This window comes from Amycolatopsis iheyensis (genome assembly GCF_024703995.1).
GTDB lineage: Bacteria > Actinomycetota > Actinomycetes > Mycobacteriales > Pseudonocardiaceae > Amycolatopsis > Amycolatopsis iheyensis.
Genome location: NZ_JAMXQV010000009.1, coordinates 204944 through 230661 on the forward strand (window position 1 = coordinate 204944; position 25718 = coordinate 230661).

General features: G+C 73.1%; 25 protein-coding genes. 12 read left to right on the forward strand and 13 right to left on the reverse strand.

What is annotated here, in order from left to right; all coding sequences use genetic code 11:
* Nucleotides 1–2 precede the first annotated feature (2 nt).
* The 6 genes from M8542_RS19760 to M8542_RS19785 are packed head-to-tail and all read left to right on the forward strand — an operon-like array spanning nt 3 to nt 6563.
* Nucleotides 3–2243 carry a hypothetical protein gene (locus M8542_RS19760; RefSeq protein WP_257921677.1) on the forward strand — a complete coding sequence of 747 codons (2241 nt, stop codon included), beginning with the start codon at nt 3–5 and terminating at the stop codon, nt 2241–2243.
* Nucleotides 2240–2980 (forward strand): hypothetical protein, encoded by a 741-nt coding sequence (locus M8542_RS19765; RefSeq protein ID WP_257921678.1) that lies wholly within the window; start codon nt 2240–2242, stop codon nt 2978–2980. The genes M8542_RS19760 and M8542_RS19765 overlap by 4 nt, the downstream gene beginning before the upstream one ends.
* Nucleotides 2980–3957 carry a hypothetical protein gene (locus tag M8542_RS19770; protein ID WP_257921679.1) on the forward strand — a complete coding sequence of 326 codons (978 nt, stop codon included), beginning with the start codon at nt 2980–2982 and terminating at the stop codon, nt 3955–3957. Before M8542_RS19765 ends, M8542_RS19770 begins: the two co-directional genes overlap by 1 nt.
* Nucleotides 3954–4889 (forward strand): ATP-grasp domain-containing protein, encoded by a 936-nt coding sequence (locus M8542_RS19775; RefSeq protein WP_257921680.1) that lies wholly within the window; start codon nt 3954–3956, stop codon nt 4887–4889. The genes M8542_RS19770 and M8542_RS19775 overlap by 4 nt, the downstream gene beginning before the upstream one ends.
* A complete protein-coding gene (locus M8542_RS19780) occupies nt 4886–5608 on the forward strand; it encodes a hypothetical protein (RefSeq protein ID WP_257921681.1) in 723 nt (240 codons plus the stop codon). Before M8542_RS19775 ends, M8542_RS19780 begins: the two co-directional genes overlap by 4 nt.
* A 19-nt stretch (nt 5609–5627) precedes the next feature.
* The gene (locus M8542_RS19785; RefSeq protein ID WP_257921682.1) at nt 5628–6563 is read left to right on the forward strand and encodes a GH25 family lysozyme; all 936 of its coding nucleotides are present in this window, start codon (nt 5628–5630) and stop codon (nt 6561–6563) included.
* 203 nt (nt 6564–6766) lie between these two features.
* Here the strand turns inward: M8542_RS19785 and M8542_RS19790 are convergent, their stop codons facing one another.
* The 3 genes from M8542_RS19790 to M8542_RS19800 are packed head-to-tail and all read right to left on the reverse strand — an operon-like array spanning nt 6767 to nt 8960.
* Entirely contained in the window at nt 6767–7684 is a 918-nt protein-coding gene (locus tag M8542_RS19790) for an NADP-dependent oxidoreductase (RefSeq protein ID WP_257921683.1), read from the reverse strand.
* Between the two features lie 17 nt (nt 7685–7701).
* Entirely contained in the window at nt 7702–8301 is a 600-nt protein-coding gene (locus M8542_RS19795) for an HD domain-containing protein (protein ID WP_257921684.1), read from the reverse strand.
* Nucleotides 8302–8342: 41 nt separating this feature from the next.
* On the reverse strand, nt 8343–8960 hold the full coding sequence (locus M8542_RS19800) for a TetR/AcrR family transcriptional regulator (protein ID WP_257921685.1): 618 nt from the start codon (nt 8958–8960) through the stop codon (nt 8343–8345).
* A gap of 80 nt (nt 8961–9040) precedes the next feature.
* Here M8542_RS19800 and M8542_RS19805 point away from each other — a divergent pair, with 80 nt between their 5' ends.
* Nucleotides 9041–10510 carry an FAD-dependent oxidoreductase gene (locus tag M8542_RS19805; RefSeq protein ID WP_257921686.1) on the forward strand — a complete coding sequence of 490 codons (1470 nt, stop codon included), beginning with the start codon at nt 9041–9043 and terminating at the stop codon, nt 10508–10510.
* Nucleotides 10511–10572: 62 nt separating this feature from the next.
* Here M8542_RS19805 and M8542_RS19810 read toward each other — a convergent pair whose 3' ends face one another.
* The 3 genes from M8542_RS19810 to M8542_RS19820 are packed head-to-tail and all read right to left on the reverse strand — an operon-like array spanning nt 10573 to nt 13107.
* Nucleotides 10573–11667: a CaiB/BaiF CoA transferase family protein gene (locus M8542_RS19810; RefSeq protein WP_257921687.1), complete on the reverse strand. Its 1095-nt coding sequence runs from the start codon at nt 11665–11667 to the stop codon at nt 10573–10575.
* A 1-nt stretch (nt 11668) separates the two neighbouring features.
* Nucleotides 11669–12076 (reverse strand): enoyl-CoA hydratase-related protein, encoded by a 408-nt coding sequence (locus M8542_RS19815; RefSeq protein WP_257921688.1) that lies wholly within the window; start codon nt 12074–12076, stop codon nt 11669–11671.
* On the reverse strand, nt 12073–13107 hold the full coding sequence (locus M8542_RS19820) for a phosphotransferase family protein (RefSeq protein WP_257921689.1): 1035 nt from the start codon (nt 13105–13107) through the stop codon (nt 12073–12075). Before M8542_RS19820 ends, M8542_RS19815 begins: the two co-directional genes overlap by 4 nt.
* Before the next feature lie 104 nt (nt 13108–13211).
* Here M8542_RS19820 and M8542_RS19825 point away from each other — a divergent pair, with 104 nt between their 5' ends.
* From M8542_RS19825 to M8542_RS19840, 4 genes are all read left to right on the forward strand, one after another.
* A complete protein-coding gene (locus M8542_RS19825; protein ID WP_257921690.1) occupies nt 13212–14051 on the forward strand; it encodes a TetR-type transcription factor C-terminal domain-containing protein in 840 nt (279 codons plus the stop codon).
* Nucleotides 14052–14173: 122 nt separating this feature from the next.
* Nucleotides 14174–15343, forward strand: a complete 1170-nt coding sequence (locus tag M8542_RS19830; protein WP_372508564.1) for an acyl-CoA dehydrogenase family protein — start codon at nt 14174–14176, stop codon at nt 15341–15343.
* A gap of 83 nt (nt 15344–15426) precedes the next feature.
* Entirely contained in the window at nt 15427–16065 is a 639-nt protein-coding gene (locus tag M8542_RS19835; protein ID WP_257921692.1) for a GntR family transcriptional regulator, read from the forward strand.
* Nucleotides 16062–17267, forward strand: coding sequence for an MFS transporter (locus tag M8542_RS19840; protein ID WP_257921693.1), 1206 nt, complete (start codon nt 16062–16064; stop codon nt 17265–17267). The genes M8542_RS19835 and M8542_RS19840 overlap by 4 nt, the downstream gene beginning before the upstream one ends.
* On the opposite strand, the gene M8542_RS19845 is transcribed toward M8542_RS19840, so the two are convergent.
* Genes M8542_RS19845 through M8542_RS19855 form a run of 3 tightly spaced genes read right to left on the reverse strand, consistent with a single transcriptional unit; the run spans nt 17228 to nt 20527 of the window.
* Complete coding sequence (locus M8542_RS19845) at nt 17228–17983, reverse strand: SDR family NAD(P)-dependent oxidoreductase (RefSeq protein WP_257921694.1); 756 nt, start codon at nt 17981–17983, stop codon at nt 17228–17230. The genes M8542_RS19840 and M8542_RS19845 overlap by 40 nt on opposite strands.
* 11 nt (nt 17984–17994) lie before the next feature.
* Nucleotides 17995–18987 (reverse strand): LLM class flavin-dependent oxidoreductase, encoded by a 993-nt coding sequence (locus tag M8542_RS19850; protein ID WP_257921695.1) that lies wholly within the window; start codon nt 18985–18987, stop codon nt 17995–17997.
* A 10-nt stretch (nt 18988–18997) separates the two neighbouring features.
* Nucleotides 18998–20527: an acyl-CoA synthetase gene (locus M8542_RS19855; RefSeq protein WP_257921696.1), complete on the reverse strand. Its 1530-nt coding sequence runs from the start codon at nt 20525–20527 to the stop codon at nt 18998–19000.
* Nucleotides 20528–20643: 116 nt separating this feature from the next.
* Here M8542_RS19855 and M8542_RS19860 point away from each other — a divergent pair, with 116 nt between their 5' ends.
* Complete coding sequence (locus M8542_RS19860) at nt 20644–21261, forward strand: TetR family transcriptional regulator (RefSeq protein ID WP_257921697.1); 618 nt, start codon at nt 20644–20646, stop codon at nt 21259–21261.
* A gap of 8 nt (nt 21262–21269) precedes the next feature.
* Here the strand turns inward: M8542_RS19860 and M8542_RS19865 are convergent, their stop codons facing one another.
* The 4 genes from M8542_RS19865 to M8542_RS19880 are packed head-to-tail and all read right to left on the reverse strand — an operon-like array spanning nt 21270 to nt 25487.
* Nucleotides 21270–22673 (reverse strand): MmgE/PrpD family protein, encoded by a 1404-nt coding sequence (locus M8542_RS19865; RefSeq protein WP_257921698.1) that lies wholly within the window; start codon nt 22671–22673, stop codon nt 21270–21272.
* Nucleotides 22670–23491: a cyclase family protein gene (locus M8542_RS19870; RefSeq protein WP_257921699.1), complete on the reverse strand. Its 822-nt coding sequence runs from the start codon at nt 23489–23491 to the stop codon at nt 22670–22672. Before M8542_RS19870 ends, M8542_RS19865 begins: the two co-directional genes overlap by 4 nt.
* On the reverse strand, nt 23488–24303 hold the full coding sequence (locus tag M8542_RS19875; protein ID WP_257921700.1) for an HpcH/HpaI aldolase/citrate lyase family protein: 816 nt from the start codon (nt 24301–24303) through the stop codon (nt 23488–23490). The genes M8542_RS19870 and M8542_RS19875 overlap by 4 nt, the downstream gene beginning before the upstream one ends.
* Nucleotides 24300–25487: a CaiB/BaiF CoA transferase family protein gene (locus M8542_RS19880; RefSeq protein WP_257921701.1), complete on the reverse strand. Its 1188-nt coding sequence runs from the start codon at nt 25485–25487 to the stop codon at nt 24300–24302. Before M8542_RS19880 ends, M8542_RS19875 begins: the two co-directional genes overlap by 4 nt.
* Between the last annotated feature and the right edge of the window lie 231 nt (nt 25488–25718).

Sequence of the window (25718 nt, forward strand, 5' to 3'; positions counted from 1 at the left end):
CCATGACGAAACCCGTGACCCCGCTCGACCCGGACCGCCTCGGCGCCGGTGTCCTGGCCGCCGCGGCGGCCGAGCTGATCGGGCCGCTGGCCCCGGCGGCCACTCCGCGACCGCTGACCCTGCGCCCGTCCTCAAGTGGCCCCACCGGGCAGGCCGAAGTGGTCGTGGACTTCCCCACCCGGCAGCCGCTGGTGCTGTGCACCGTACTGTCCGATGTGGACGCTCAGGGGCTGACGATCCTGCCCGCGCTCGAGGCCGGCAAGGATGCGCCGCAGACGCTTCCGGTGGTGACGTTCGCACCGCACACCGCGGCAGGCACCGCGTTGGTGGCCGCCGTCCCGCCCGCGGGCAAGGCGCCGTTCACCCTGCTGGCGCGGGGGATCCGCGGTGGCAAGGCCGGGGTCGGGCTCACGGCCGCGCAGCTGATCGCCGCGGTGCGGTTCGACCTGGTCGACGGCGTGCTCGGGCGGCTGCTCACCGTGCTGCTCGACGAGAAGGGCCGGATCCGGCGCACCGCACGGCAGATCCGCGCGATGCGGACCCTGGCGGTGGCGAGCGGCAACGCACTCGACCGGATCGGCGCCGACCTGTCGTGTGCGCGGTTCTCCGACGAGCTGTTCTGGGACGCCGAGGAGCAGACACCGGCCACCCGGCCACTGAGCACGGGCGAAGACGACGCGTCGTACCGGGCCCGGCTGCGGGTCCTGCGTGGCGTGCGGCTGCCCAGCGCGCCGTGGCTCGGCTCCGCGTTGGCCGAGTTCCTCGCCGACGTCGGCGTGCCGAGCACCGTGACCGTCGACGAGTCGGCCGACCCGCAGCTGATCGCGCTGCGGCTGGTCGCCCCGGGCGCACCCGGCGCCATCGGGCAGCTGCTCAACGCGATCCGGCGGGTGCACCTGATTTGGCCCGCAGGCAGCACCGAAGGCGACGACGCGCACGCGCACCGCCTGCTGCCCCCGGACGTGGTCGCGCGCGTCGACACCCAGCGGGCGGCGCTGGCCACCTGGCAGGTGCAGCCCTTCCAGCCGCTGGCGCCCACCGTGGCGGAGGCGCTGACCACCCTCGACGCCCGGTGCGGCCGGCTGGGCGCCCGGCCGTGGCCGAAAGTGCTGCGGGGACAGGACAACACGGGCGGGTCGCGGTTCGAGCTCGGGTTCGGCGCGCAGCTCGCCGCGCCGGTGGCCGCCCAGCTCGACGCCGCGGTCAGTGCGGCCACCGCGCTCAAGGACCCGAACCTGGTGCCGAAGCCGCGGTCGGCGGACCCGGCCGGGGCCTGGCTGCTGCGTGCGTGCGGCCTGCGGACGGTCGAGCCGGCCGCCGACGGCACGGTGTTCGTCAGCACCGCGCCGATGGGCCCGCTCGTGGTGGACGTCGAGCCCGACGCGTCCGGCGATGTCCCGCTGACGCTGAGCGCGCGGCTGGTGTCGCCCACCGATCCGGACCACGACGTGCCGGTGGTCGCGGTGATCGCCGCGCTCGCGGGCGCTCAGCTGACCCCGGCGGCGGATCCCGCCGCGGTGCTGGCCGCCGCGCGCTCGACCAGCACGGTTCCCGGGTTGGATGCCGCGCTGGACAGCCGGAGCGTGCCGAAGGTGACCGACGTCGCCGCGTTCGCCCGGCAGCTGGGCACGGTGTCGCCGCGCGACTACGTGCTCTTCGACCTCGGCGCCACCCGCACCGCCGCGGTGATCGCGAACTCGGCCCTGCTGAGCCCGCTCTTCACGACGGCCACCGCGGCCGGCGCGAGCAGCGTCGTCGCGCTGGCCACCGGCGCCGGGACGCTGGCGCTGGTGTTCGGCGTGACCGGGCTGCCGCTGGCGGGCGCGAACCTGGCGGGGGAGCACACGCTCATCCACCGCTGGCAGGTGCGCGGGCCCGGGGACCAGCACGCCACGCTGTCGGCGAAGCGCGGCGCGGTCGTCACGATTCCGCTCTTCAACAGCGGAATCAGCGTCGTGTCGTGCGTGCTGGGGCAGCGCTCGGGGGCGAACGACCCCTACACGTGGCGGCCCGCCCTGCCCGACGGCGCGCTGCTGACCCTGCGCCAGTACGAGCACCTGCTCAACATCGTCGAGCTGGTCACGCCCATCGGGGTGCGGGCCGACACCTTCGCCATCCGGCGGCGGCACGTCGACGTGGACGGCTCCGGCGCGTTCACCGGCCTCGACATCGCCGCCGCCCGGGCCTACCGGCACTACCGCCTCGCGCCGTCCGCGCGGGCAGGACAAGGAGAGATCTCATGAGCGACGAAGAGCTCGTCTACGGGGTGCCGGCACGCAAGATCGTCGAAGCACTGCGGGGCGCGGGGGTCGCGGAAGACGACGTGATCGCGGTGCTGGGCCGGGCCATCGCGCGGTCCTCGGGCGACCTCACGGCGACGCAGACGCCGCCGTTCGTGTTCCAGACCAGCGTTCCCCAGTTCGCGCCGCAGTGCGAGCTGGACTTCGACCCGACGTTCAGCCACCCGGACTTCGTCGACGGGGTGACCGTGGTGCAGGCGGGGGAGACGCCGACCGAGATCGGCTTCAACCGCCGGTTCCACGCCATCGAGACCGACCTCGGGGGTGTCGCCGAAGCCCTGCGCACCGTCAGCAACTGCATCAAGGAGCTGCGGCTGGAGCTGTTCGGGGTGGTCCAGGAGCTGCAGGTGAAGATCACCGCGATCGATCACCGGATCGACCCCCTCAAGGACAAGGCGGAGACCAAGGAGACGAAGGAGAAGGAGAAGGACAGCAAGGAGGGCAAGGAAAGCAAGGAGAAGGAGGGCAAGGACAACAAGGAGAGCAAGGAGAAGGACAGCAAGGAAGGCAAGGAGAAGGACCGCGGGAAGGACGGGCAGAAGGAGTTCGTCGACCTCGCCGGGACGTTCCCGCCGGGCGCGCCGCCGACGTCGGTGTCGGAAGGCGACGAGCGCACGTTCATCTCCCTGGCGGACCGCCCCGAAGTCGGCCGGGACGCACTGTCCGAAGAGGACAGCTGATGCTGCTGATCCTCGCCCACGACCACGACGAGCCCGCCCGGGCCCTGGCCGAGCGCTGGGGCGACGCGGCGCTGCTGCTCACCGTCGGCGACCTCCACCAAGCCCGCTGGAGCCTGGAGATCGACCGCGACGGCCGGGTGCGCGCGGCGCTGGCGCTCGGGACCCCGGTGCCGGTGACGGGGGTGGTGAACCGTCTCGGCGTGTTCACCGACGCGGACCTGGCCCGGGTCCACCGCGAGGACCGCGCCTACGCGGCGGCCGAGCTGACGGCGTTCGCGCTGGCCTGGCTGGACGCGTGCCCCGCCCCGGTGCTGAACCCGCCGAACCCCCGCTGCCTCAACGGCCCGGCGTGGTACCCGGAGGAGTGGGCGGCCGCGGCCGCTTCGGTGGGTTTGCGGGTGTCGCCGCCGCGACGCCGGGTCGAGCTGGGGCCGGCGCCGGTCGCGGTGGTTCCGGAGTGGCCCGACGCGAGGCCGGCGAACGTGGTGGACGGCCGCTGCCTGGGAGACGTGCACCGGGTGGTGGGGGAGAGGCTGTGCGAGCTGGCCCGCCAGGCGGGGACACCGTTGCTCACGGCCACGGTGTCCGGCGCGGGGGCGGATGCTGAGGTGCGGGAGATTTCGGCCTGGCCGGATCTGGCTGATCCCGAGGTGGCGGACGCGGTTTTGGCTGCGCTCGGCGGGTGCCCGAGGGGTGCATCCGGCTTGGCTGCTGCGGGTGGTGCTTCGGGTTTCGCCGGTGCGGCGGCTGGTGCTGTGGGTTTCGAGGGTGCGGCGACCGCCTCGGCGCCTGAGGTGGCGGGTGCGGTTCTGGGTGGGAGTTCGGCGGGCGCGCCCGCCTCGGCTGGTCCCGCGGCAGCCGAGGGTCCGCTGCCCCCCGCGGTGAGCGACCCCGGACCCGAGGCAGCCGCTGGGGGTGGTCGCCTCGGGTTCGGGGGTGCGGCAGGCTCTCCCGGCCTCCAGGTGGTGGCCGGATGACCATCCTGCTCTGGGGCCTCCTCCGGGACCAGCCGATGGCCGCGGTCCTGGCTCGGCTGCGGCAGCTCGGCGCGCCCGTCCGGTTCCTCGACCAGCGGCACGTCCTCGACACCACGGTGCGCATCGACGGCACCCACACCCGGGTCACCGTCGCGGGGGAGCCGTTCGACCTCGGCCAGGTCCGCGCGGCCTACCTGCGCCCGCACGACAGCACCCAGCTGGCCGCCCTGCGTGCGCTGCCGTCGTCGCCCGAATGGCGGCACGCCGCCGACGTGGACCAGGTGCTCAACGCCTGGTCCGACCGCACCCCCGCCTACGTCCTGAACCGGCCGGCCGCCGCCGCGGGGAACGCGTCCAAGCCCTACCAGCTGCGTGCGGTCGCCGCCGGCGGGTTCCTCGTGCCGCCGACCCTCGTCACCAACGACCCGGAGCGGGTCCGGGCGTTCGTCCGCGAACACGGCGAAGTCATCGTGAAGTCGACCAGCGGGGTCCGCAGCCGGGTGCGCCGCCTCGGGCCCGCCGACGCCGCCCGGTTCGCCGCCGTGACTGCCTGCCCGACCCAGTTCCAGCGCCGGGTGCCGGGCACCGACGTGCGCGTGCACGTCGTCGGCGCCGAAGTCTTCGCCGCCGAGGTCGACAGCGACGCCGACGACTACCGCTACGCCCGGGCACTCGGCCGCCCCGACCCCGTCCTGACGGCGTTGGACCTGCCGCCGGACGTCGCCGATCGCTGTCTCGGCCTGGCGAAGCGGCTCGGGCTGCCGGTGGCCGGCATCGACCTGCGCCGCACCCCGGACGGCGAGTGGTACTGCTTCGAAGTCAACCCGTCGCCGGGTTTCACCTACTACGAGTCGAAAACCGGCCAGCCGATCGCGGCGGCCGTCGCCGCGTTGCTGGCCGCCGCGGAGCTGTGCGAGGAGCGGGTGTCATGACCACAGTGGACACCGAGGAGATCACCTTCGGCGGCGCGCGGGTGTTCACCGCGGAGCTGTTCACCGCCGCGGAAGTCGACGTCGTCCGCGCGGTCGTGGACGACGTGCCCGCCGGGCTGTGGCACGAAGGCCGGCGCACGCCAGACGGCGGCAGCATGGGCACGATCGGCGAGCCGCTCTACCGCAACCGCGAGCGCCTCGAGCACTACGCGGCGTGCGCGCGGGCGGAAAACCGGGTGCTGTACCGGCATTTCCGCGTCGTCCACGAACGGGTCGCGGCCTTCTTCGAGCAGCGGTACGGACTGCCGGTGGTGTACGCCGAAGAGCTCGCCGTCCCCGGCTTCCACGTGTTCGGCTTCGAAGGCCCCGGCGAGTACCTGGGCGGCTGCTGGCACGTCGACGTCCTCGAGACGCAGGCGCCCTGCCTGGTGGCGCGCGACGCCGACATCACCGCGGTGGTCAACTTCACCGTGCCGTTCGAGCTGCCGGACGGCGGCAGCGGCATGGACCTGGAGGCCGACGGTCCGGCCGCCACCGCGGCCCGCCGGGGCGGCGGTCAGGCGATCACCGTGCCCTACCGCGCCGGGCGGATGCTCTTCACGGAATCCGAGGTGTGGCACCGGATCTCCGGCTCCCGGTGCCTTTCGCCCGGCCAGCGCCGCGTGACCCACCAGGGCCACGGCGTCCGGCTCGACGACCGGTGGATCTTGTTCTGGTGACCGGGAAAGGAGTTCGCTGATGGCGAGGGGAACCGACGTCCATCCGTTCTACCAGCGCGGCCTGCGCTGGGACCAGGTGAGCGATCTCGCGTTCGCGTGGGTCAAGGTGTCCGACGGTGGCGCGCCCTACACCCGCGCGGAAGCCGGCGTGGTCCACCGGCCGGACACGCACGTGGCCGGCGCGAAGTCGCGCGGGATCCCGGTCGGCGGCTACCACTACGCGCAACTGCGCCCCGGCCCGCAGGCGCAGGCCGACGTCCTGCTCGCCGAGGTCCGGCGGCTCGGCGCGACCGGCGTCTGCCCGCTGCTCGACCTGGAGGCGCCGTTCCGGCCGGACGGCGCGGCGGAGGCGTTCGGCACCGCGTTCTGCCGGCACGTGGCCGACGCGGGCTTCCGCCCGGCGGTTTACCTGAGTTCGTCCTTCGCCGCCGCGCTGCGACCGGACCGGTGGGACGTGCCGGACCTGGTGATCGTGATCGCCCGCTTCGGCGCGCGCCCGGAGGCGCCGGGGGCCGGGCGCTACCCCGGCCGCTACGACGTCCACCAGTACACCAGCGGCGGCACCCTGCCGGGGTCGGCCGGCGCGGTCGACTTCGACGAGTCCTACACCGGCAACCACCTCGACCCGGAGGAAGACATGCCTTTCAGCAGCGACGACTTCGTCAACCTCATGTGGGGGAACGTCTTCGACGTGACCGGCAACCGCAACTACGCCCAGTTCCTCAAGGACATGGACGCCAAGATCACCGCGCTCGGCTCGTCGCTGGACGCGGTCACGAAGCTCATCACCGACAGCGCGGCGCACCCGGTCGACGCGCGGCAGCTCGCCGACGCGCTCGAGGGCAAGCTGGTGGCCGACCTGGTGCCCGCCGTCACCGGGGCGGTGGCCGAAGCCGCGGGCGCCGAGACGGCGGACGAGGTCCGCAAGATGCTGGTCGAGCGCCTGGGGGTTTAGGCGTCCACGCGGGGTGAACGCGGCGGGCGCGTCCGTCAGCGGAAGCACCGCTCCGACCGGCACTCGGAGCCGGCCTTCGCCGACGGGCTCGAGGGCAAGCTGGTGGCCGACCTGGTGCCCGCCGTCACCGGGGCGGTGGCCGAAGCCGCGGGCGCCGAGACGGCGGACGAGGTCCGCAAGATGCTGGTCGAGCGCCTGGGGGTTTAGCCGTCCTCACGGACGCGGATGATCGTCTTACCCGCGCCACGCCGGATGAACGCCGCGGGCGCCTCCGCCAGCGGAAGCACCGCCCCGACCGGCACCCGGAGCCGGCCTTCGCGGACGCGCTGGGCCAGGTCCGCCAGCCGGGCGCGGTCCGGCTCCACCACGAAGAACACCGTGCGGCCCGCCGTCGCGCGGATCCGGGGTGGCTCCGCGATCGTGACCAGCGTGCCGCCCTCGCGCACCAGTGCCGCCGAGCGGTCGAGGACTTCGCCGCCGAGGACGTCGAGGACCACGTCCGCCTCGCCCAGGTCCGCCAGGCGGTCCGCCGTCGGCTCGAAGAACGCCGACGCGCCCAGCCCGAGCACCGTGTCGCGGGCGCTCGCCCGGCCGGTGCCGATCACGTACGCACCCGCCTCGCGGGCCAGCTGCACCGCGATCGAGCCGACCGCGCCCGCGGCGCCGTGGACCACCACGGTCTGCCCGGCGGTGAGCCGGCCGTGGTCGAACAACGCCTGCCACGCGGTCAGCCCGGAGATCGGCAGCGCGGCCGCCGTCGTGTGGTCGATGTCGGCGGGCAGCGGCGCCAGGTTGCGGGCTTCGACGGCCGTGTACTCGGCGAGCGAGCCGTCGCGGGCCCAGTCGGCGAGGCCGAACACGCGCTGGCCGACGCTCAGCCCGGTGGTCCCGTAGCCGAGCTCCGCGACGACGCCGGACAGCTCGTGCCCGGGCACGCTCGGGGTGCGATCGTGGCCGGCGCGGTCGGTCCAGGTGGCCGGCCAGTCGAGCTCGCCGGGGGTGAACCCGGCGGCGTGCACCCGCACGACGACGTCGTTCTCGGCGGCGTGCGGGTGGGGCAGTTCGGCCGGGGTGAGCCCGGCGGGACCGGCGGCCCGGTCCCGGACGGTGATGGCTTGCACGGTGGTCCTCCTGAAGGTCAGTCCTGATCGAGCGGGTTGCGGCGCATCCGGGTGTCGAGGTCGTTGCGGATCGCGGCGCCCGCGGTGCTTTCGGGCTTGCGGGCCGCCTGGTCGTGGAAGCACCGCAGGAACTCGTCGACGAGGGTCAGCCGCGGGTAGCGGGCCAGCACCTCGCCGCGCAGGCCGGCGGGCACGTCGGTGACATCCCGTCCGGCGATGTCCAGCGCGGCGGCTCGCGACAGCAGGAACCCCTCCGGGTCCTCGGCCGGATCCACCTCGGCGAGCATGTGCCGGACGATCACCTCGGCCAGCCGCGTCCGCCGCGCGGCCGGCCAGCCGGCGCCGGCGGCGAACACCCACGCCACGTGCCCGCCGGCCACTTCGAACGGCCTGGTGTGGCTGTCGAACTCCGCGACCAGCCCGACGTCGTGCAGCATGGCCGCGACGAACAGCAGCTCGGCGTCGAACTCGACGTGGTGGACCGCCCCGAGCGCCACGGCCCAGGCGTACACCCGCATCGAATGGTTGAGCATGGCCGGCGACGAGTAGGTCGTCGCCACTTCCACGGCGTGCCCGGCAGCCGGGCTGTCGGGGAGGGCGATCGAGGTGAGGTCCATGAGCCGAGCATACTCGTTAAGTTACGACTAGGCCATGTAACCTAACTGCCCTGACCGGCCTGGTGGTGGCCCACGAGGGGCAGGAAGAGCTCGTCGACGATCGACCGGATGCGGGCGGGCTTCGCGGGCCGGAGGTCCATCAGCAGGTCGAGGCGGAGCAGGTCGAACGGGAGCGCGAGGACCGCCGCCGGGACGCGGTCGAGGTCGAGCTCGCCGCGGTCGTGGGCGCGCCGGTAGATCGTGCGGCCGAGGGGGAGTGGCTGCTCGCCCACGATCCGGTCGCGGACCTGGGCCGGGGTCAGGCCGGTGTCGGCCAGCAACCCCGAGAACGCGGTGGCGGCGGCGATGGCGAAGAACCCGGCGAGGGCCTCGCTCGCCGCCGTGAGCTGGGCGAGCAGGTCGGTGCGCAGGGCGCCGGTGTCCGGCTGGGTCACCGGGTTCATGTCGCGGTGACGCTCGATCGCGGCGAGCACGAGTTCGTCCTTGTTGGCCCAGCGCCGGTAGAGCACGGCCTCGCTGGTGCGGGCGCGCACCGCGACCGACTCCATCGTCAGGCGGGCGTACCCGGTCTCGGCCAGCTGCTCCCACGCGGCGGCGAGCAGCGCGGACTCCAGTTCCTTGCCGTGCCGCCGCCGGCGTTCGGGTGTTCCGGTGACCATCTCGGCACGATAGAAAGCCTTTCCTTTCTCGGCAACCCCGGCTATCGTCGATAGAAAGGAATTACTTTCTTGGAGGACCGATGGAGCCGCAGGTGCTGATCGTCGGCGCCGGACCGACCGGGCTGACCCTGGCCTGCGGGCTCGCCCGCGCCGGCGTGTCGTTCCGCCTGCTCGAGAGCGCTGCCGGCCCGCAGCGCGGGTCACGCGGCAAGGGGGTCCAGCCACGCACCCTCGAGGTGTTCGACGACCTCGGCGTCGTCGACCGCGTGCTCGCCCACGGCCGCCTCGCCATGCCGATCCGGTCGACCGGGCCCGACGGCCAGGTGACGCTCGGGGGCGGCGGGACCGCGGGCGACCGGCCGGACATCCCGTACCCGGCGAGCCTGATCACGCCCGAATGGCGGGTCGAGGAAGCGCTGCGGCTGCGGCTGGCGGAGCTCGGCGGCGCGGTCGAGTTCGGCGCCACGCTCGCCGGGTTCGAGCAGTCGGCCGAGGGCGTGACGGCGGTCGTCGTCAAGAACGGCGAACCCGAGACGGTCACCGCGCGTCGGCTGGTCGGCTGCGACGGCGGGCACAGCACGGTCCGCAAGCAGGCGGGCATCGCGTTCGAAGGGGAGACGCGCGAGGCGGTCCGGATGATCGTCGCGGACGTCGAGGTCGACGGCCTCGACCGCGAGGCCTGGCACATGTGGCGGCACGCCGAAGGCCTCGTCAACCTGTGCCCGCTGCCCTCCACCGGCCTCTTCCAGTACCAGGCCGGCCTCGCACCCGGCCAGGACGCCGGGCTCGGCCTCGCGAACCTGCAGGCCATCCTCGACCGGCGAAGCGGCCGGACCGACATCCGTCTCCACGAGCCGCAGTGGACGTCGTTGTGGCGCGCCAACGTCCGCCTCGCCGAGCGCTACCGCGCGGGTCGAGTGTTCCTCGCCGGCGACGCGGCGCACATCCATTCACCGGCGGGCGGCCAGGGGATGAACACGGGCATCCAGGATGCGCACAACCTCGCCTGGAAGCTCGAGCGCGGTTCACCGGCGTTGCTCGACAGCTACGAAGCCGAGCGGCGGCCGATCGCGGCCGGCGTGCTCGCGCTGTCGGACGCGCGGCTGAAGGAGGCGATCGAGCGGCAGGGCATCCCGCTCCGGCGCGACGCGGACACGATGCAGCTCACCGTGAACTACCGGGGCTCGGCCCTGTGCCGCGACGACCGCGCCGAGACGGCGTCGCTGCGCGCCGGCGACCGCGCGCCCGACGCGACCAAGCTGGCGACGGTCGACGGCGAACGCCGGCTGTTCGACCTGACCCGGGGCGGGCGTTTCACCCTGCTGAGCTTCGGAGCGGCACAGGGACTTCCGGCCGGGCCGCGGACGATCCGGGTCGTACAGCGGCCGGCCGGCCCGGACGAGGTCGCCGACACCGGAGGGCATCTGGCCGCGGCCTACGGCGCGTCGGCGCGCACGGTCGTGCTGATCCGGCCGGACGGCTACATCGGGTCGATCTCCGACGCGGGCGACGTCGCGGCGGTGGCGGACCACCTGGCCGCGCTCGGCTGAGGCAGGCCCGCGCCGTGCCTGGCCGGAGGTCGAAGGACTGGCGAAGCATCAGGCCCGGTGGGTCAGGCCTCCCAGTCCGCGAGCACGGCGTCGGTGTCCGCGCCCGGCCGCGGAGGCGCGGTCGGATGCGCCGCCACCGTACGGGAGAAACGCGGCGCCGGCGCCGCCTGCTCGACCCCGTCGATCTCGATGATCGTCCCGCGCGCGGCCAGGTGGGGGTGAGCCGACACTTCGTCGGTCGCCAGCACCGGCGTCACGCACGCGTCCGTGCCGTCGAACACCTTCGCCCACTCGTCGCGGGTGCGTGTCTCGAAAACCTCCGTGAACCGCGCCCGCAGCTCCGGCCAGCCGGCCCGGTCCAGCTGGCCGGGCAGCTCCGCGGGGTCCAGCCCCAGACCGGCCAGCAACGCGCGGTAGAACTGCGGCTCGATCGCGCCCACCGCGACCCACCGGCCGTCTCCGCACCGGTAGGTGTCGTAGAACGGGGCGCCGCCGTCGAGGAGGTTCGCCTCGCGCTCCGCCGACCAGGTGCCCTGGCCACGCATCGTCCACAGCATCTGCAGCAGCGCGCTCGTGCCGTCGACCATGGCCGCGTCGACGACCTGGCCTTCGCCGGAGCGCTCGCGCTCCCACAGCGCCGCGAGGACGCCCATGACGAGGAACAGTGAGCCGCCCCCGAAGTCGCCGACCAGGTTCAGCGGGGGCACCGGGGGCTCGCCCGCGCGGCCGATCGCGTGCAACGCCCCGGTCAGGCCGATGTAGTTGATGTCGTGGCCGGCGCGCTCGGCCAGCGGCCCGTCCTGGCCCCAGCCGGTCATGCGGGCGTACACGAGCTTCGGGTTCACCTCAAGGCAGTCGTCCGGTCCGACGCCGAGACGTTCGGCGACACCGGGGCGGAAGCCTTCGACGAGCACGTCGGCCCGGGCGATCAGCCGGCGCACCCGCGCGCGGCCGTCCTCGGTCTTGAGGTCCGCGGCCACCGAACGGCGGCCGCGCAGCAGGTAGTCGGGCTTGCCCCCGGTCAGGTCGAGGGTGCCCTGCGGTCGTTCGACCCGCACGACGTCGGCGCCGAGGTCGGCCAGCAGCATCGCCGCGTGCGGGCCCGGGCCGATGCCCGCCAGCTCGACGACGCGCAGCCCGGTCAACGGTCCGGCCATGTCAGTTCCTTTCGGGCCGCGGTGGGCCGGGGTCGTGGTCAGGTGAACTCGGGGGCCCGCTTGGCGAGGAAGGCCGCGACGCTGCTTCGGCGGCCGGGACCGCGGTCTCACGCAGCAGCCGTTTCGTCGCGACCTGGGCGCCCAGCCCGAGCCGGTGGGCCTCCTCGGCGGTGACGACGGGGTTCAGCAGCGCGAGGGCCGGCGCCCGGTGCAGGCCGAGGGAAGCGGTCAGCGGCGAGCTGCCGCCGTCGGGGGAGAAGCCGAGCTTCGTGTGGGCCAGGGTGAACCGCGCGGACGTCCCGGCGACCAGTTCGTCCACAGTGGAGGGACCGAGCGGGTTGCCGCGGGCGCCGTCGGCCAGCCGGATCCGGGCGACGCGTCCGTCGAGGACGTAGGTGAGCGCGCTCATCGGATGGCGGCCAGGTCGCCGTCGAGTGCGGTGTGGCCGCGTTCGGCGAGGCCGGGCACGAGCTCGCCGAGGCGGTCGAACCCTTCGCCCACCGTGAGGCCTTGCCGCGCGCGGTAGTGGATGCCTTCGAAGATGGCGGCGATCTTGTAGTACGCGAAGCCCAGGTACCACGGCAGGGCGGCCAGGTCCCGGCCGCTGCGTCGCGCGTAGGCCTCGACCAGGAAGCCGGCGGACGGGAAGCCGGGCACCCGCGCGGGTGTCGTGGCGACGGGGTTGTCCGGGCCGTCCCACCAGGCGACCGCGGAGGCGAGATCGGCCAGCGGGTCGCCCAGGGTGGCCATCTCCCAGTCGAGCACGGCCACCACCTGCCCGCCGGCCGGGTCGACGACGAGGTTGTCCAGGCGGTAGTCCCCGTGCACGATCGCCGCCGCGCCGGTTTCCGGCACCCGCTGCCCGAGCCGGCCGGCCAGCGCGGTGAGCTCGGGCAGGTCGCGGCTGTGCGAGGCCGCCAGCTGCTTCGCCCACCGCCGCAGCTGGCGCTCGAGGTAGCCGTCCGGGCGACCCAGGTCGCCCAGCCCGACCGCGGCGGGATCGGTGGCGTGCAGCCGGGCCAGGACGTCGACGAGCGCGTCGGCCAGGCGGGCGGCTTCCGCGGCACCGAGGGATTCGAGCTGGTGGCGTTCGCGCAGCACCGCGCCGTCGGCGAACGTCATGACGTAGAACGGCGCGCCGAACACGTCGGCGTCCCCCTGCACGATCGGCCGGGGGACCGGCACCGCGCTCGGGTGCAGGGCGGCCAGCACCCGGAACTCGCGGCCCATGTCGTGGGCCGTCGCCAGGACGTGGCCCAGCGGTGGCCGCCGCAGCACCCACCGGCCGGACCCGTCGCCGAGCAGGTAGGTCAGGTTGGACCGGCCGCCGGCCAGCAGCTCCACCCGCAAGGGCCCGGACAGCAGCCCGGGAACGTGCTCGTGGAGGAACTCGGCCAGCGCGGGGACGGACACCCCCGGCGGCCCTGCTTCCGGTGTCATGCGCCAGACCTTCCGAAACCGAGCGATCGAACGGTAAAACTGAACAAGTTGTCGAGTACGATCCCCGAGACGTTCGGGACTGTCAAGCGCCGAGAGGACGAGCCGTGGGGGCACGGGGAACAGCGCCGGAAGAGGCCGACACCCGGCAAGCGGTGGGCGCTCGGCTGCGCGCGGCGCGCCGGCGCGCCGGGCTCACCCTGCGGCAGGTGGCCGTGGCCCTGGAAGTCAGCGCCGGGACGTGGAGCGCGGTGGAGAACGGCCGGACGAAGATCGACGACGCCCGGCTCGCCCGGGCCGCGAGCCTGCTGTCGGTCGACCCGGCGGTGCTGCGCGACCCACCGCGCGCGGCGGGCGGTGGCTGGCGCGACTTCGCGCCGCTGCGGCTCGAACCGCCGCTGGCCGGCGCGCTCGAGGCGTTCGTCGAGCTCGGCTACCACGGCGCCACCATCCGCGACATCGCCCAGCGCGCCCGGCTGTCGGTGCCCGGCGTCTACCACCACTGGCCGGCCAAGCAGGACCTGCTGGTGGCCCTGCTCGACCTGACCATGGACGACCTGCTGACCCGCGCCCGCGCGGCGCGGGCCGAAGCGGACGGCCCGGTCGAGCGGTTCACCCGCCTGGTGGAATGCCTGGCGTTGTTCCACACCCACCGGCGGGAGCTCGGGTTCATCGGCGCGAGCGAGATGCGCAGTCTCGCCGAGCCCAGCCGGATCCGCATCGCGGCCGTCCGCCAGGAGATGCAGCACATGGTCGACGACGAGGTGGTGGAGGGCTGCCGCCGCGGGGTGATGACCACGCCGCTGCCGAAGGAGGCGGCGCGGGCGGTGGTCACGATGTGCACCGCGCTGCCGCAGTGGTGGTCACCCGGCGGGCCGTCGTCGCCGGAGACCGTCGCCCGTCAGTACGTCGAGTTCGCCCTGGACGTCGTGAAGCTGGTGCGTTGACAACTCCGAGCGTCGGTCCGTACGGTCGATCCGACCAAGCGATCGGTCTTGTTCAGGAGTGTCTCGTGTCGGATTACGATCTTCCCGCCCCGTCTGCGCGTGCCGTCGACCTCCGCGACCGGATGCTGGCGTTCGTGCGGGACCGGGTGCTCCCGGCCGAGGCCGAGTACCTCGAGCACCGCCGCGCCGCGGGGCCGGCCGACCACGTCGTGCCGCCGGTCGTCGAGCGGCTGAAGGCCGAGGCGAAGGCCGAAGGGCTCTGGAACCTGTTCCTGCTGGCCGAGTCCGGGCTGACGCAGCTGGAGTACGCGCCGATCGCGGAGCTGTCGGGCTGGAGCCTCGACCTGGCGCCCGAGGCCATCAACTGCCAGGCGCCCGACACCGGGAACATGGAGCTGCTGCACCTGCTCGGCAGCGAGCAGCAGCGACGGGACTGGCTCGCGCCGCTGCTCGCCGGGGAGATCCGGTCGGCGTTCGCGATGACCGAACCGGACGTCGCCAGCAGCGACGCCACGAACATCGCCACGCGCGTGGTGCGCGACGGCGACACGTACGTGATCACCGGCCGGAAGTGGTGGACGAGCGGGGCGATGGACCCGCGGTGCGCGTTCTTCATCGTGATGGGCAAGACCGACCCCGAGGCGGCCACGCACCGGCAGCAGACCATGGTGCTCGTCCCGCGCGGCACGCCCGGGGTCACGATCGTGCGGGACCTGCCGGTGTTCGGCCACCACGACCAGCACGGCCACGCCGAGGTCCGTTTCGACGACGTCCGCGTGCCGGTCGAGAACGTGATCGGCGAAGAGGGCGGCGGGTTCGCCGCCGCACAGGCCCGGCTCGGCCCGGGCCGCATCCACCACTGCATGCGGGCTCTCGGCGCGGCGGAACGCGCGCTCGCGTTGCTGGTCGAGCGGGCCCGGGACCGGGTCGCGTTCGGCGGGCCGCTGGCCGACCAAGGTGTGGTGCGGCAGCAGATCGCCGAGTCGCGGCTGGAGATCGAGCAGGCCCGGATGCTGTGCCAGCGCGCCAGTCACGTCATCGACGTCGCGGGCAACAAGGCCGCCCGCGATCTGGTCGCGATGGCCAAGGTGGCGGTGCCGCGCGTGGCCACCCGCGTGATCGACCGCGCGATCCAGGTCCACGGCGGCGCCGGGGTCACCGACGTGACCCCGCTCGCCGCCATGTACGCCTGGCACCGCGCGATGCGGCTGTTCGACGGCCCGGACGAGGTGCACTTGCGGTCCATCGCGAAGGCCGAGCTCCGGCGGACCCCGGAGCTGCCCCCGAAGTGACGCCGGAGCCGCGGGTCACGCGGGCGTCCGGGCGTGATCCATCGCATAGATGCAAGCTTGCATCTATGCCTTAGCGTGGGCGGGTGCCGACTTCACCGACCCTGAGCGCGGCCGACCGCGCCTACACGCTGACCAAGGAGCTGGTGCTCTCCGGTGAGCTGCCGGGCGGGCACCTGTTCAGCGAAGGCGAGATCGCGGACCGGCTCGGGGTGAGCCGCACCCCGGTGCGGGAGGCGTTCCTGCGGTTGCAGGCCGAGGAGCTGCTGACGCTGGTGCCGAAGCGCGGGGCGATCGTCGCGCCGGTGCCGCCGGGTGAGGCGGAGGACGTCCTGGACGCGCGGGAAGCGGTGGAGTCGGCGGCGGTGCGCCGGCTGCTGCGCACCCCGGCCCGGGTGGCCGCGGTGGCCGACGAGCTGCGCGCCGTCCTCGAAAAGCAGCGCGAGCACGCCGAACGCGGGGACCTGCCGGCGTTCGCGGAGGCCGACGAACTGTTCCACCGCACGGTGGTGGCGGCGGGCGGCAACGCGCTGACGATCCGCTTCTACGGCGGGCTTGCCGATCGCCAGCGGCGGATGAGCGTGCACGCGCTGGGCCCGGTGCCGGAGCAGCTCCCGGTGGTGCTGCGCGAGCACGCGGAGCTGGTGGAGATCATCGAAAGCGGTGACGCGGCGCGGTTCGCGACGGCGTTGCGGGCGCACCTGGACGGGACGCACCGCCGATGACGAGGCGGCTCACCTGGCAGCCGGCCGCCGCGGCGATGTTCGTCTGTGGCTGGGGTGGCAACCAGTTCACCCCGCTGCTCGTCATGTACCGGCACGCCGGCTACCCCACCCTCACGGTCAACGTCCTGCTGGGCGCCTACGTCGTCGGGCTCGTGCCCGGCCTGCTGCTCAGCGGCGGGTGGTCCGAACGTCTCGGCCGCCGTCCGGTGCTGATCGGCGGTGTCGTCGCCTCGCTGCTCGCCAGCGTTTTCCTCGCGGCGGGCGGCGAAGGCGTCGCATGGATCGCCGCGGGGCGGCTGGTCACCGGGGTCGGGGTCGCCGTGGCGATGGCTGTCGGGACCACCTGGGTCACCGAACTCTCGGACCGCCGGGAAGCCGGCGCCCGCCGTGCCGCGCTGTGGCTCACCGCGGGCTTCGGGCTCGGCGCCGGAGTCGCCGGCGTGCTGGCCCAGTGGGGGCCCGCGCCGATGGTCCTGCCCTACCTCGTGCACGTCGTCCTGGCGGCGGCCGTCCTGCCGTTCCTGCCGCGGCTGCCCGAGACCCGCCGGGAAGCCACGCGCCCGGGGTTCGCCGGCGTCCGGCACCCGCGGTTCACGCGCGTGATCCTGCCGATGGCGCCGTGGATCTTCGGATCCGCGGGCGTCGCCTACGCGATCATGCCGCAGCTCGTCGGGGACCGGCTCGGCTCGTGGGGGCTGCTGTACTCGACGACGCTCACCGTCGCCACCCTCGGCGCCGGCGTGCTCGTGCAGCCGATCGGCAAGCGGCTCGACCGCCCGACCAGCGCTCGCGCCGTCGCGACGGCCATGGTCGTGATGTCGGCCGGGCTCGCGCTCAGCGCCGCCGCCGCGGTCGTCCGCTCACCCTCGCTGGCCCTCGTCGCCGCGGTCGCCCTCGGGGGCGCCTACGGCATCGCCGTCGTCGCCGGGCTCCTGGAACTGCAACGCCTGGCCCGGCCGGGCGAACTGGCCGCGCTGACCGGCGTCTACTACGCACTGGCCTACGTCGGCTTCCTGCTGCCGTCGATCCTGACCCTGCTCAGCGCGGTGGCCGGCTACCCGGTCCTGCTCGGCGGCCTGGTTTTCGTCGCCCTCGGCGGGACGGCGGTGATCCTGCGGCACTCCCGCGCCCACCTGCCGGCGGACGCGGGAGTGCCGGATCGTCACACGAGCGAAGCGGTGAGCCCGCCGTCCAGGACGTAGTGGCTGCCCGTGACCCAGCTCGCGCGGTCGGAGGCCAGGAACGCCGCCACCTCCGCGATGTCCTGCGGGGTGCCGAGCCGGCCCTGCTTCGCCGCGACGAGGTCGCCGAAGGGCACCTGGGTCGCCGCTTCGAAGTCGGGGACGAGCCGCTCGACCATCGCGGTGTCGGCGAAGCCCGGGCAGACCGCGTTGACCCGGATCCCGGCCGGGCGCATCTCCACCGCGGCGACGCGGGTCAGCTGGATGACCGCCGCCTTCGTCGCGCAGTAGGAGCCGAGCAGCGGGCTGCCGCCGACGCCCGCGATCGAAGCGATGTTGACGATGTTCCCCTTGGACTCCACCAGGTGCGGGGTCGCCGCCTTCATCGTGACGAACGTGCCGCGCACGTTGACCGCGAAGATCTTGTCGAAGCTCTCCGTCGACTGCTGCAGCAGCGGCGACGACACCTCGATCCCGGCGTTGTTCACCAGGACGTCGAGGCCGCCGAGGAGGTCGACCGCCTGCTGGATGGCCGCCTGGACCTGGCCTTCGTCGGTGACGTCGCAGTTGGCGACGCCCGCGGCGCCGATCTCCTCGGCCGCCTGCTTGGCCGCGTCCGCGTTCATGTCGCTGACCACGACCCGCGCGCCGCGTTCGGTGAACAGCGCGGCGATCGCCTTGCCGATCCCGGCGCCGGAGCCGGTGACGAAGACGCGCTTACCCTCGAGTTCGGACATGCTGGTCCCTTTCACATCGCTTCGATCTTGGGCAGGATCTCTTCCTTGAGACGCTTCAGGTCGTCGAGCGTCTTCGCAACCGGGACGTCCGCGAACGGCGGCCACAGGAACGGCATCGTCAGCCCGGCTTCCTGGTACCGCTTCAGCTGATCGGTGATCTGCGCTTCCGACCCGACGAGCAGGTTGGTGCCCTTGCCCCGGTTGGTCTGGTCCATGTCCTGGTCGGTGATGACGAACCAGATCATGCTGGAGATCTCGAGGTCGTCGACCGACCGCGGGGTGTCGAGGGCTTCGAGCTCCCGCTGGATCTCGGTGCGCCAGCGCTGGATGTCCTCGGGCGAGTCCTGGATGCCGATCCAGCCCGACAGGCCGTACTTCGCGATGCGGGCGGCCGAGCGCTTCGCGTCCTTGAGGCCGCTGAAGAAGATCGGCGGGTGCGGCTTCTGCACCGGCTTGGCGCCGAACCCGGCCGGCTCGAAGTCGGCGAACTCGCCGTGGTACTCGAAGACCTCGTTGGTCCAGATGCCCTGCATGATCTCCAGGGTTTCGCGCACGTGCTTGTGCCGCTTGGGAAAGATGTGCGCGGCGCTGGCGGCGGCGAACTCTTCGGGCATCCAGCCGGAGCCGACGGCGACGTTGAGCCGGCCGCCGGAGAGGTGGTCGATGGTGGCCAGCTCCGCGGCGAGCACGCCGGGGGAACGGTACGGCGTGTCGATGATGCTCATGCCGATCCGGACCTTCGAGGTCTTCGCGGCGAGCCACGGGAGCAGCGGCATGCCCTGGAGGAACTCGCCCCGCGAGCTCACCGGGAGCTGCCTGCCCATTTCGTCGAGCATCCCGAAGGGGTACTGCATCTCCCCGCGGTCCGAGGCCTCCGGGACGATGATCCGGTCGAGCGTCCAGACGGAGTCGAAGTCGAGGTCTTCGGCCAGCGCGGTGAGGTCCTCGAGTTCCTTGACGGTCACCTTGTCCCGGAAGTTCGGCAGGTAGAGCGCGAGTTTCATGGTCTTCCTTTCAGCTGGTGAGGGTGGTGCGGATCTCGGCTTTGAGGACCTTGCCGACGGTGGACCGGGGGAGTTCGGGCCAGACTTCGATCTGCTTGGGCGCCTTGACGCTGCCGATGCGGTCCTTGACGAACGTGATCAGCTCGCTTGCGTCCAGCTCGGCGCCGGGCTGGAGCTGGACGACCGCGGTGACGCGCTCGCCCCACTTGTCGTCGGGCAGGCCGATCACGGCGCAGTCGCGGATCGCGTCGTGGGCCATCACAACCTGTTCGACCTCGGCGGAGTAGACGTTGAATCCGCCGGTGATGACCATGTCCTTGGCTCGGTCGACGATGTGGAGGTAGCCCTCGTCGTCGAGGAAGCCGATGTCGCCGGTGTGGTGCCAGCCGTGCGCCGACGCCTCCGCGGTGGCCTCGGGGTTGCGGTAGTACCCGGCCATCACGAGTGAGCCGCGTACGCAGATCTCACCGCGTTCGCCTTGGTGAACAGCGTTTCCCTCGGCGTCGAGGATCGCCACGGTGACCAGCGGCGACGGCCGGCCCGCCGACGCGAGGCGTCCGGTGTGGACAGTCCCGTCGGGACGCCGGTGCTGCGCCGGCGACATCGTCGAGATCATCATCGGCGCCTCGGACTGGCCGAAGAGCTGGGCCATCGGCCCGATCCGGTCGAGGGCCTCGGCCAGGCGCGCCGTCGACATCGGGGCCGCGCCGTACCAGAAGCACCGCAGCGACGAAAGGTCCGTGGTGGGCAGGGTTTCGTGGCCGAGCACCATGTAGATGAGCGTCGGCGGCAGGAACGTGTGGGTGACGCGGTGGCGTTCGATCAGCGCTAGGAACCGGCCGACGTCCGGCTTGGCCATGATCACGACCTCGCCGCCGCGGGCCAGGACCGGGAAGCAGAGGACGCCGGCCGCGTGCGTCAGCGGGGCCAGGGCCAGGTACACCGGGCGCTCGTCGAAGGGGTAGCTCATCAGCGTGATCGCCGACATCGCTTCGAGGTTGCGGTCGGTCAGCATGACGCCCTTGGGCCGGCCGGTGGTGCCGCCGGTGCCGACCAGGGCGACGACGTCGTCGGGTTGCGGGGCGGCGGCCGAGAGGTCTTCGCGGGCGGCGTCGACCCAGTCGTCGAACCCGGGGGCGAAGCCGTCGCCGTCGCCCAGGCGGACGAGCGTGGTCAGCTTCGGCAGCTGCGGGGCGATCTTGCCCACCAGGTCCTCGAAGGCGGGCTGGAAGATCAGGGTGGTGCAGTCGAACAGGTCCAGCAGCTCGGCGTTCTCGCCCGCGGCGTTGCGCGGGTTGATCGGGCACCACACCGCGCCGGCCCGGGAGATCCCGAAGACGCAGGTGAACGCGGTCGGGTCGTTGGCCGAGAGGATGCCGACCTTGTCGCCGGGCGCGACGCCGGAGCGTCGCAGCGCGCGGGCGACCGCCTCGGCGAGCTCGACCACTTGGCCGTAGGAACGGGACACCCCGTCGAGGGTCAAGCAGGGCGCCCCGGGGTCCAGCGAGGCGCCTTTCTCCAGGTAGAAGAACAGAGACATCGTCGTCCCTCCCGACTTCGCCGGCGGCTGGTGACGACCTTGGCCGCCGTTTGGACGGATGTCAAGATTTTCTTGGACGATTGGCCAGAGAAGTGCTCGATGGTATGTTCGGCCTCGTGACCAGCGCAGCCGCCGTCCGGCGCCGGAACCGGGTCGACAAGTTCGAAGAACGCCGCCGGGAACTGGCCGACGCGGCGTTGCTCGCCTTGGCCGATCTCGGCTACGCCCGCACGAGCCTGCGCACGATCGCCGAGCACACGCAGTTCTCGCACGGGCTGCTGCACTACTACTTCGCCGACAAGGTCGAGCTGATCACCTACTGCGTCCGCCGCTACAAGGCGGCGTGCGTGGAGCGCTACGAAGGCGGGGTCGCCCAGGTGGGCACGCCCGCCGAGCTGGCGGCGGCGTGCGCGGACGGCTTGGCCGCGGCGCTCGGCGACGCCCCGCTGATGCACCGCCTCTGGTACGACCTGCGCACGCAGTCGATGTTCGAGGAGGCGTTCCGCGAGGACGTCGCCGAGATCGACGCGAGCCTGCGAGACATGATCTGGCGCAACGTCAGCGCGTACGCCGACTTGGCCTCGGCCCAGCCGAACTGCCACCCGGCCGAGGCGTACGCCCTGTTCGACGGCCTTTTCCAGCAAGCATTGCTGGGCCACCTGTCGGGCACCGAAACAGCCCTCGACGACTTCCGGCGCGCGGTGCGGGGACTCTTCCCGCGCCTGGTGGGCTGAACTCTGCCTCAGGTGTGGAGCAGCCCGGTCAGCTCCGTCAGGTCACCCAGGTCGGCGAGGCCGTAGGTCAGCTCCGTGATCCGCGCGCTGACGTCGTCGGGGAGCACCCGCGCGGCGTTCAGGCGGAACTTCGTCGCCAGCTCGTCGGCCGAGAGCGGGTTCTGCGGGCCGCCGCGGTTGGCGTCGACGCGTTCCTCCAGCTCGCGACCGTCGGTCAGCCGCACCCGCAGGACCGCCGGGAACTGGTGGGGGAAGATCTCGTCGCAGCGGGCGTCCGGGACGCAGTCCACCTTCGCCGCCAACGCGAGCCGTGCGGGGTCCGCCGCGGCTTCGTCGGTGAAGTCGTCGTGGAAGACGCCGAGCCCGCCGCCGCCCAAGAGGCCGGCGGCCACCGTGTAAGGACCGGAGAACGCCGCGTGGTAGCCGGACTGCGGCCGGATCTTGGCCTCTCGCGGCTCGCCGATCGTCCGCAGCACCGCCGTCGGCGCGCCCAGTTCCAGGTGCTCGACCTCGGCCGGGTCGACGCCGCGTTCGCGCAGCCGGCGGGCCGCGTCGATGCCCGCGTGGGTGAAGTGGTTGCAGGGATAGGGCTTGAAGAAGATCCCGGGCAGCTCCCAGCGCTCGCCGAGGCCGTCGACGATCGCGGCCACATCGGACTGGTCGCCGCAGAACGCCTGCAGCAGGCCGAACCGGCCCTCCAGCACCGTGGGCGGGCCGGTGATGCCGTGGCGTGCCATGCCCGCCGCCGTCACCGCGGCGTGGGCCGCCCAGCCGCAGTGGACGCGCTTGACCGTGCCGCCGGTGCGGTTGGCTTCCAGCAGTCCGGAGCCCATGCTGGCCGCGATGCCGAGCGCGTCGGCGATCCCCTCGGCGTCCACATCGGACAGCATCGCGGTGGCGGCCGCCGCGCCGAGCGCGCCGCAGATCGCCGTCGCGTGCAGGCCGCGTTCGAAGAACACCGAGTTGCCGAGTTCCTCGTCGTAGCCCGCCATGCCGAGCCGCACGGTGATCTCGACGCCAACGCCGATCGCGTCGAGCAGCTGGGCCCCGGTCGCGCCCCGGGACTCCGCGACGGCCAGCGCGGCCGGCACGACGGACGCCGACGGGTGCAGCACCGACGGCAGGTGCGTGTCGTCGAAGTCGAGCGAGTGCGCGAGGGTGCCGTTCACCAGGGCCGCGCTCGGCTCCGGCAGCCGGTCGCCGGTGCCGATCGCCGTCGCGCGGCCGGCCCCACCCCACTCACGCACCAGGGCACCGACGGCCGCCGCCGGCTTCTCGGCGGTGGCGGCGAGGCTGTTGCCGAGGACGTCGAGGACGCGCCGGGCGGCGTCGTCGCGCAGCTCGGGCGGCAGTCCCTTGGCCCGCACCGACGTCGCGAACGCGGCCAGCTGCTGGACGATCGTGGCACTCATGCGCTCACCGCCGCGAGCGGACGCACGGGGGAGCCGGTGCCGCCGACGATCCGCAGTGGCGCCAGCACGAACGTGAACTCGTGCACGCCTTCGGCCGCGACGGCCTCCAGGTTCAGGTGCTCGAGGATGTAGATGCCCGACTCCACCAGCAGGATCCGGTGCACCGGCAGCACGGCGTGCCCGGCCCCGGCCGGGATCTGCTCGTAGGCCGTGGTGTCCGCGCCGGTCGCGACGACTTCGCGGGCCGCCAGCCACTCCGCCGCCGACTCCGTCGCGCCCGGGACGCCGGTTTCCTTGCCCATGTACGCGGCGGCGTCGTCGAAGGTGCGCGCCCAGCCGGTGCGGATCAGCGCGACGTCCCCGCGGCCGGGCTCGGTTCCGGCCCGCTTCGCCGCCGCGTCCAGGTCGTCGGCCGTGACGCCGTACCCCGGCTCCAGCGTGTCGACGCCGTGGACGGCAGCCACATCGAGGAGCACCGCGCGGCGCAGCAGACCGGGGAGGTTCTCCGCGCCGTGCGTGCGGAACACGCCGCCCTGCTGGGCCTCGGCGGCGTCGACGTCGCCGTGCAGCTTGCCGTCGTGGCTGACGTGGGAGAGCGCGTCGATGTGGGTGCCGACGTGCCCGCCGGTCACGATGATCTCGTTGGCGGCCGAGCCGCCGTCCGGGCGGCGCATGTCGCCGTGGCGGCGGATCAGCGTCATCCGGAACCCGGGGTGGTTCGGCGAGCAGGGCATGCCGGTGAAGAACGGCTGCCCGAGCTCGATCAGCCGGACCCCGCCGGCGATCGCCGACAGCAACCGGTCCTGGTGACGTGTCATGAGTGCTGGCCTTCCTTTTCTGCCGCGAGCGCGAGCACCCAGCGGGCGCGGGCCACGATCGCGGCGTCGACGAACTGTCCGTGGTGGTCGATCCAGGCCGCCGACCCGGTGGTTTCCAGGTGGTCGAGCAGGTCGCTCGCCCAGGCGGTTTCCGCGGGATCGGGCGCGCAAACCTCGTGCACCACGGGGATCTGGGCGGGGTGGAGCACCGACCGGCCGAAGAACCCGGCCGCCCGCCCGGCTTCGGTGCTGGCGCGCAGGCCGTCGAGGTCGCGCACGGCGGTCCAGACGCTCTGCACCGGGCTCGGCAGCCCGGCCGCCCGCGCGGCCACGACCACCCGCGAGCGCGGCCAGGTCAGCGCGTCCCCACCGGCGACGCGCAGGTCCGCGGCGAGGTCGGCCTCACCGAGGGAGATCCCGGCGACGAGCGGGTGCGCGGTGGCGATCGCGAGGGCGTTTTCCACGCCCAGCGCCGATTCCAGCACCGGGTACACCGGCACGCCGAGCGTGTCGGCGACCCGGCGCACCTCGCCCGGGTCCTCACACTTCGGCACCCGGACACCGACGGCCCCGCTCAGCGCCTTGATGTCGGCCTCACCGGCGTCGGTGCCGGGCGCGTTGATCCGGACGAACGCCTTCGCGCCGTCGTCCAAAGCGGACTGCGCGTTTCGCCGCGCCACGTCCTTCGCCGCCGCGGCGACGGCGTCTTCGAGGTCGATGATCACGGCGTCCGCGTCGCCGGCCAGTGCCTTCGCGATCCGGTCCGGCCGGTCGGCCGGCACGTAGAGCCAGCTGCGCAGGACCTCGTTCACTTGATCACGCCTTTTTCGCGCAGCGAAGCCAGTTCGGGCTCGCCGAGGCCGAGGCGGCCGAGCACTTCGGCGGTGTGCGCGCCGAGCGGCGCCCCGGCCGACGTGATCCGCCCGGGTGTCTCGGACAGCCGGAACAGCACGTTTTGCATCTTCACCGGCCCCAGCTCGTCGTCGTCGACGGTCGTGATGCTGTCGAGGGCCGCGAACTGCGGGTCGGTCATGACGTCGGCGGCGGTGTAGATCGGCGCGACCGCGGCCTGGGCCTCCTCGAACGCCTTCACGACCTCGTCGCGGTCGCGGTCGGCGATCCACGAGCCGACGGCGTCGTCGAGCAGGTCGGCGTGCTGCGCGCGCTCGGCGCCGCTGGCGAACCACGGTTCGTCGATCAGCTCCGGGCGGCCGACCAGCCGCATCACGCGCTCGGCGATGGACTGGGCGCTGGTGGAGATGGCCACCCAGCTGCCGTCGCGGGTGCGGTAGGTGTTGCGCGGCGCGTTGTTCGTGGAGCGGTTGCCGGTGCGCGGCTGCAGCGTGCCGAGCTGGTCGTAGGCGATGATCTGCGGCCCGAGCAGCGTCAGGATCGGCTCGATGATGGCCAGGTCGACGACCTGGCCCCGGCCGGTCTGGTCTCGTGCGCGCAGCGCGGTCATCACGGCGTAGGCGGTGGTCAGCGCGGCGATGCCGTCGGCGAGGCCGAACGGCGGTAGCGTCGGCGGGCCGTCGGGTTCGCCGGTGATCGCGGCGAACCCGCTCATCGCTTCGGCGAGGGTGCCGAAGCCGGGGCGCTTGGCGTACGGCCCGATCTGCCCGAAGCCGGTCACGCGGGTGAGCACCAGGCCGGGGTTGATCTTGCTGAGCTCGTCGTAGCCGAGGCCCCAGCGTTCGAGGGTGCCCGGGCGGAAGTTCTCGACGACGACGTCGGCATCAGCAACTAGGTTCTTGAAGATCTCCTGGCCCTCGGGGGAGCCGAGGTAGAGGGTGATCGCCTTCTTGCCGCGGCCGAGCATCTTCCACCACAGGCCGACGCCGTCGCGCTGCGCGCCGTGGCTGCGGACGGGGTCGCCGTTCGGGTGCTCGATCTTGATCACCTCGGCGCCGTAGTCGCCCAGCAGGGTCGCGGCCAGCGGGCCGGCGAACAGGGTCGCGGTGTCGAGCACCCGGATCCCGGACAAAGCGCCCGTCATGGGGCGTACCTGCCTTTCTCGTCCGGCGGCGCGGTTCTCAGTACCGTTTCGCCGGGGGGAACACTTGCGAACGTCATGTTTCGTAGCGATGCCTCTCCGTGTTTCCCAAGTTCGCACTGATCGCACGGGTCCGTCAAGTTATGCGCAGATGTTGACCTGAAGTCGGGGCGGGTGTCACGATGACCGGCAACAAACCTGGCGTTTCGCTAAGCGGAACGACAGCCCTTCCAG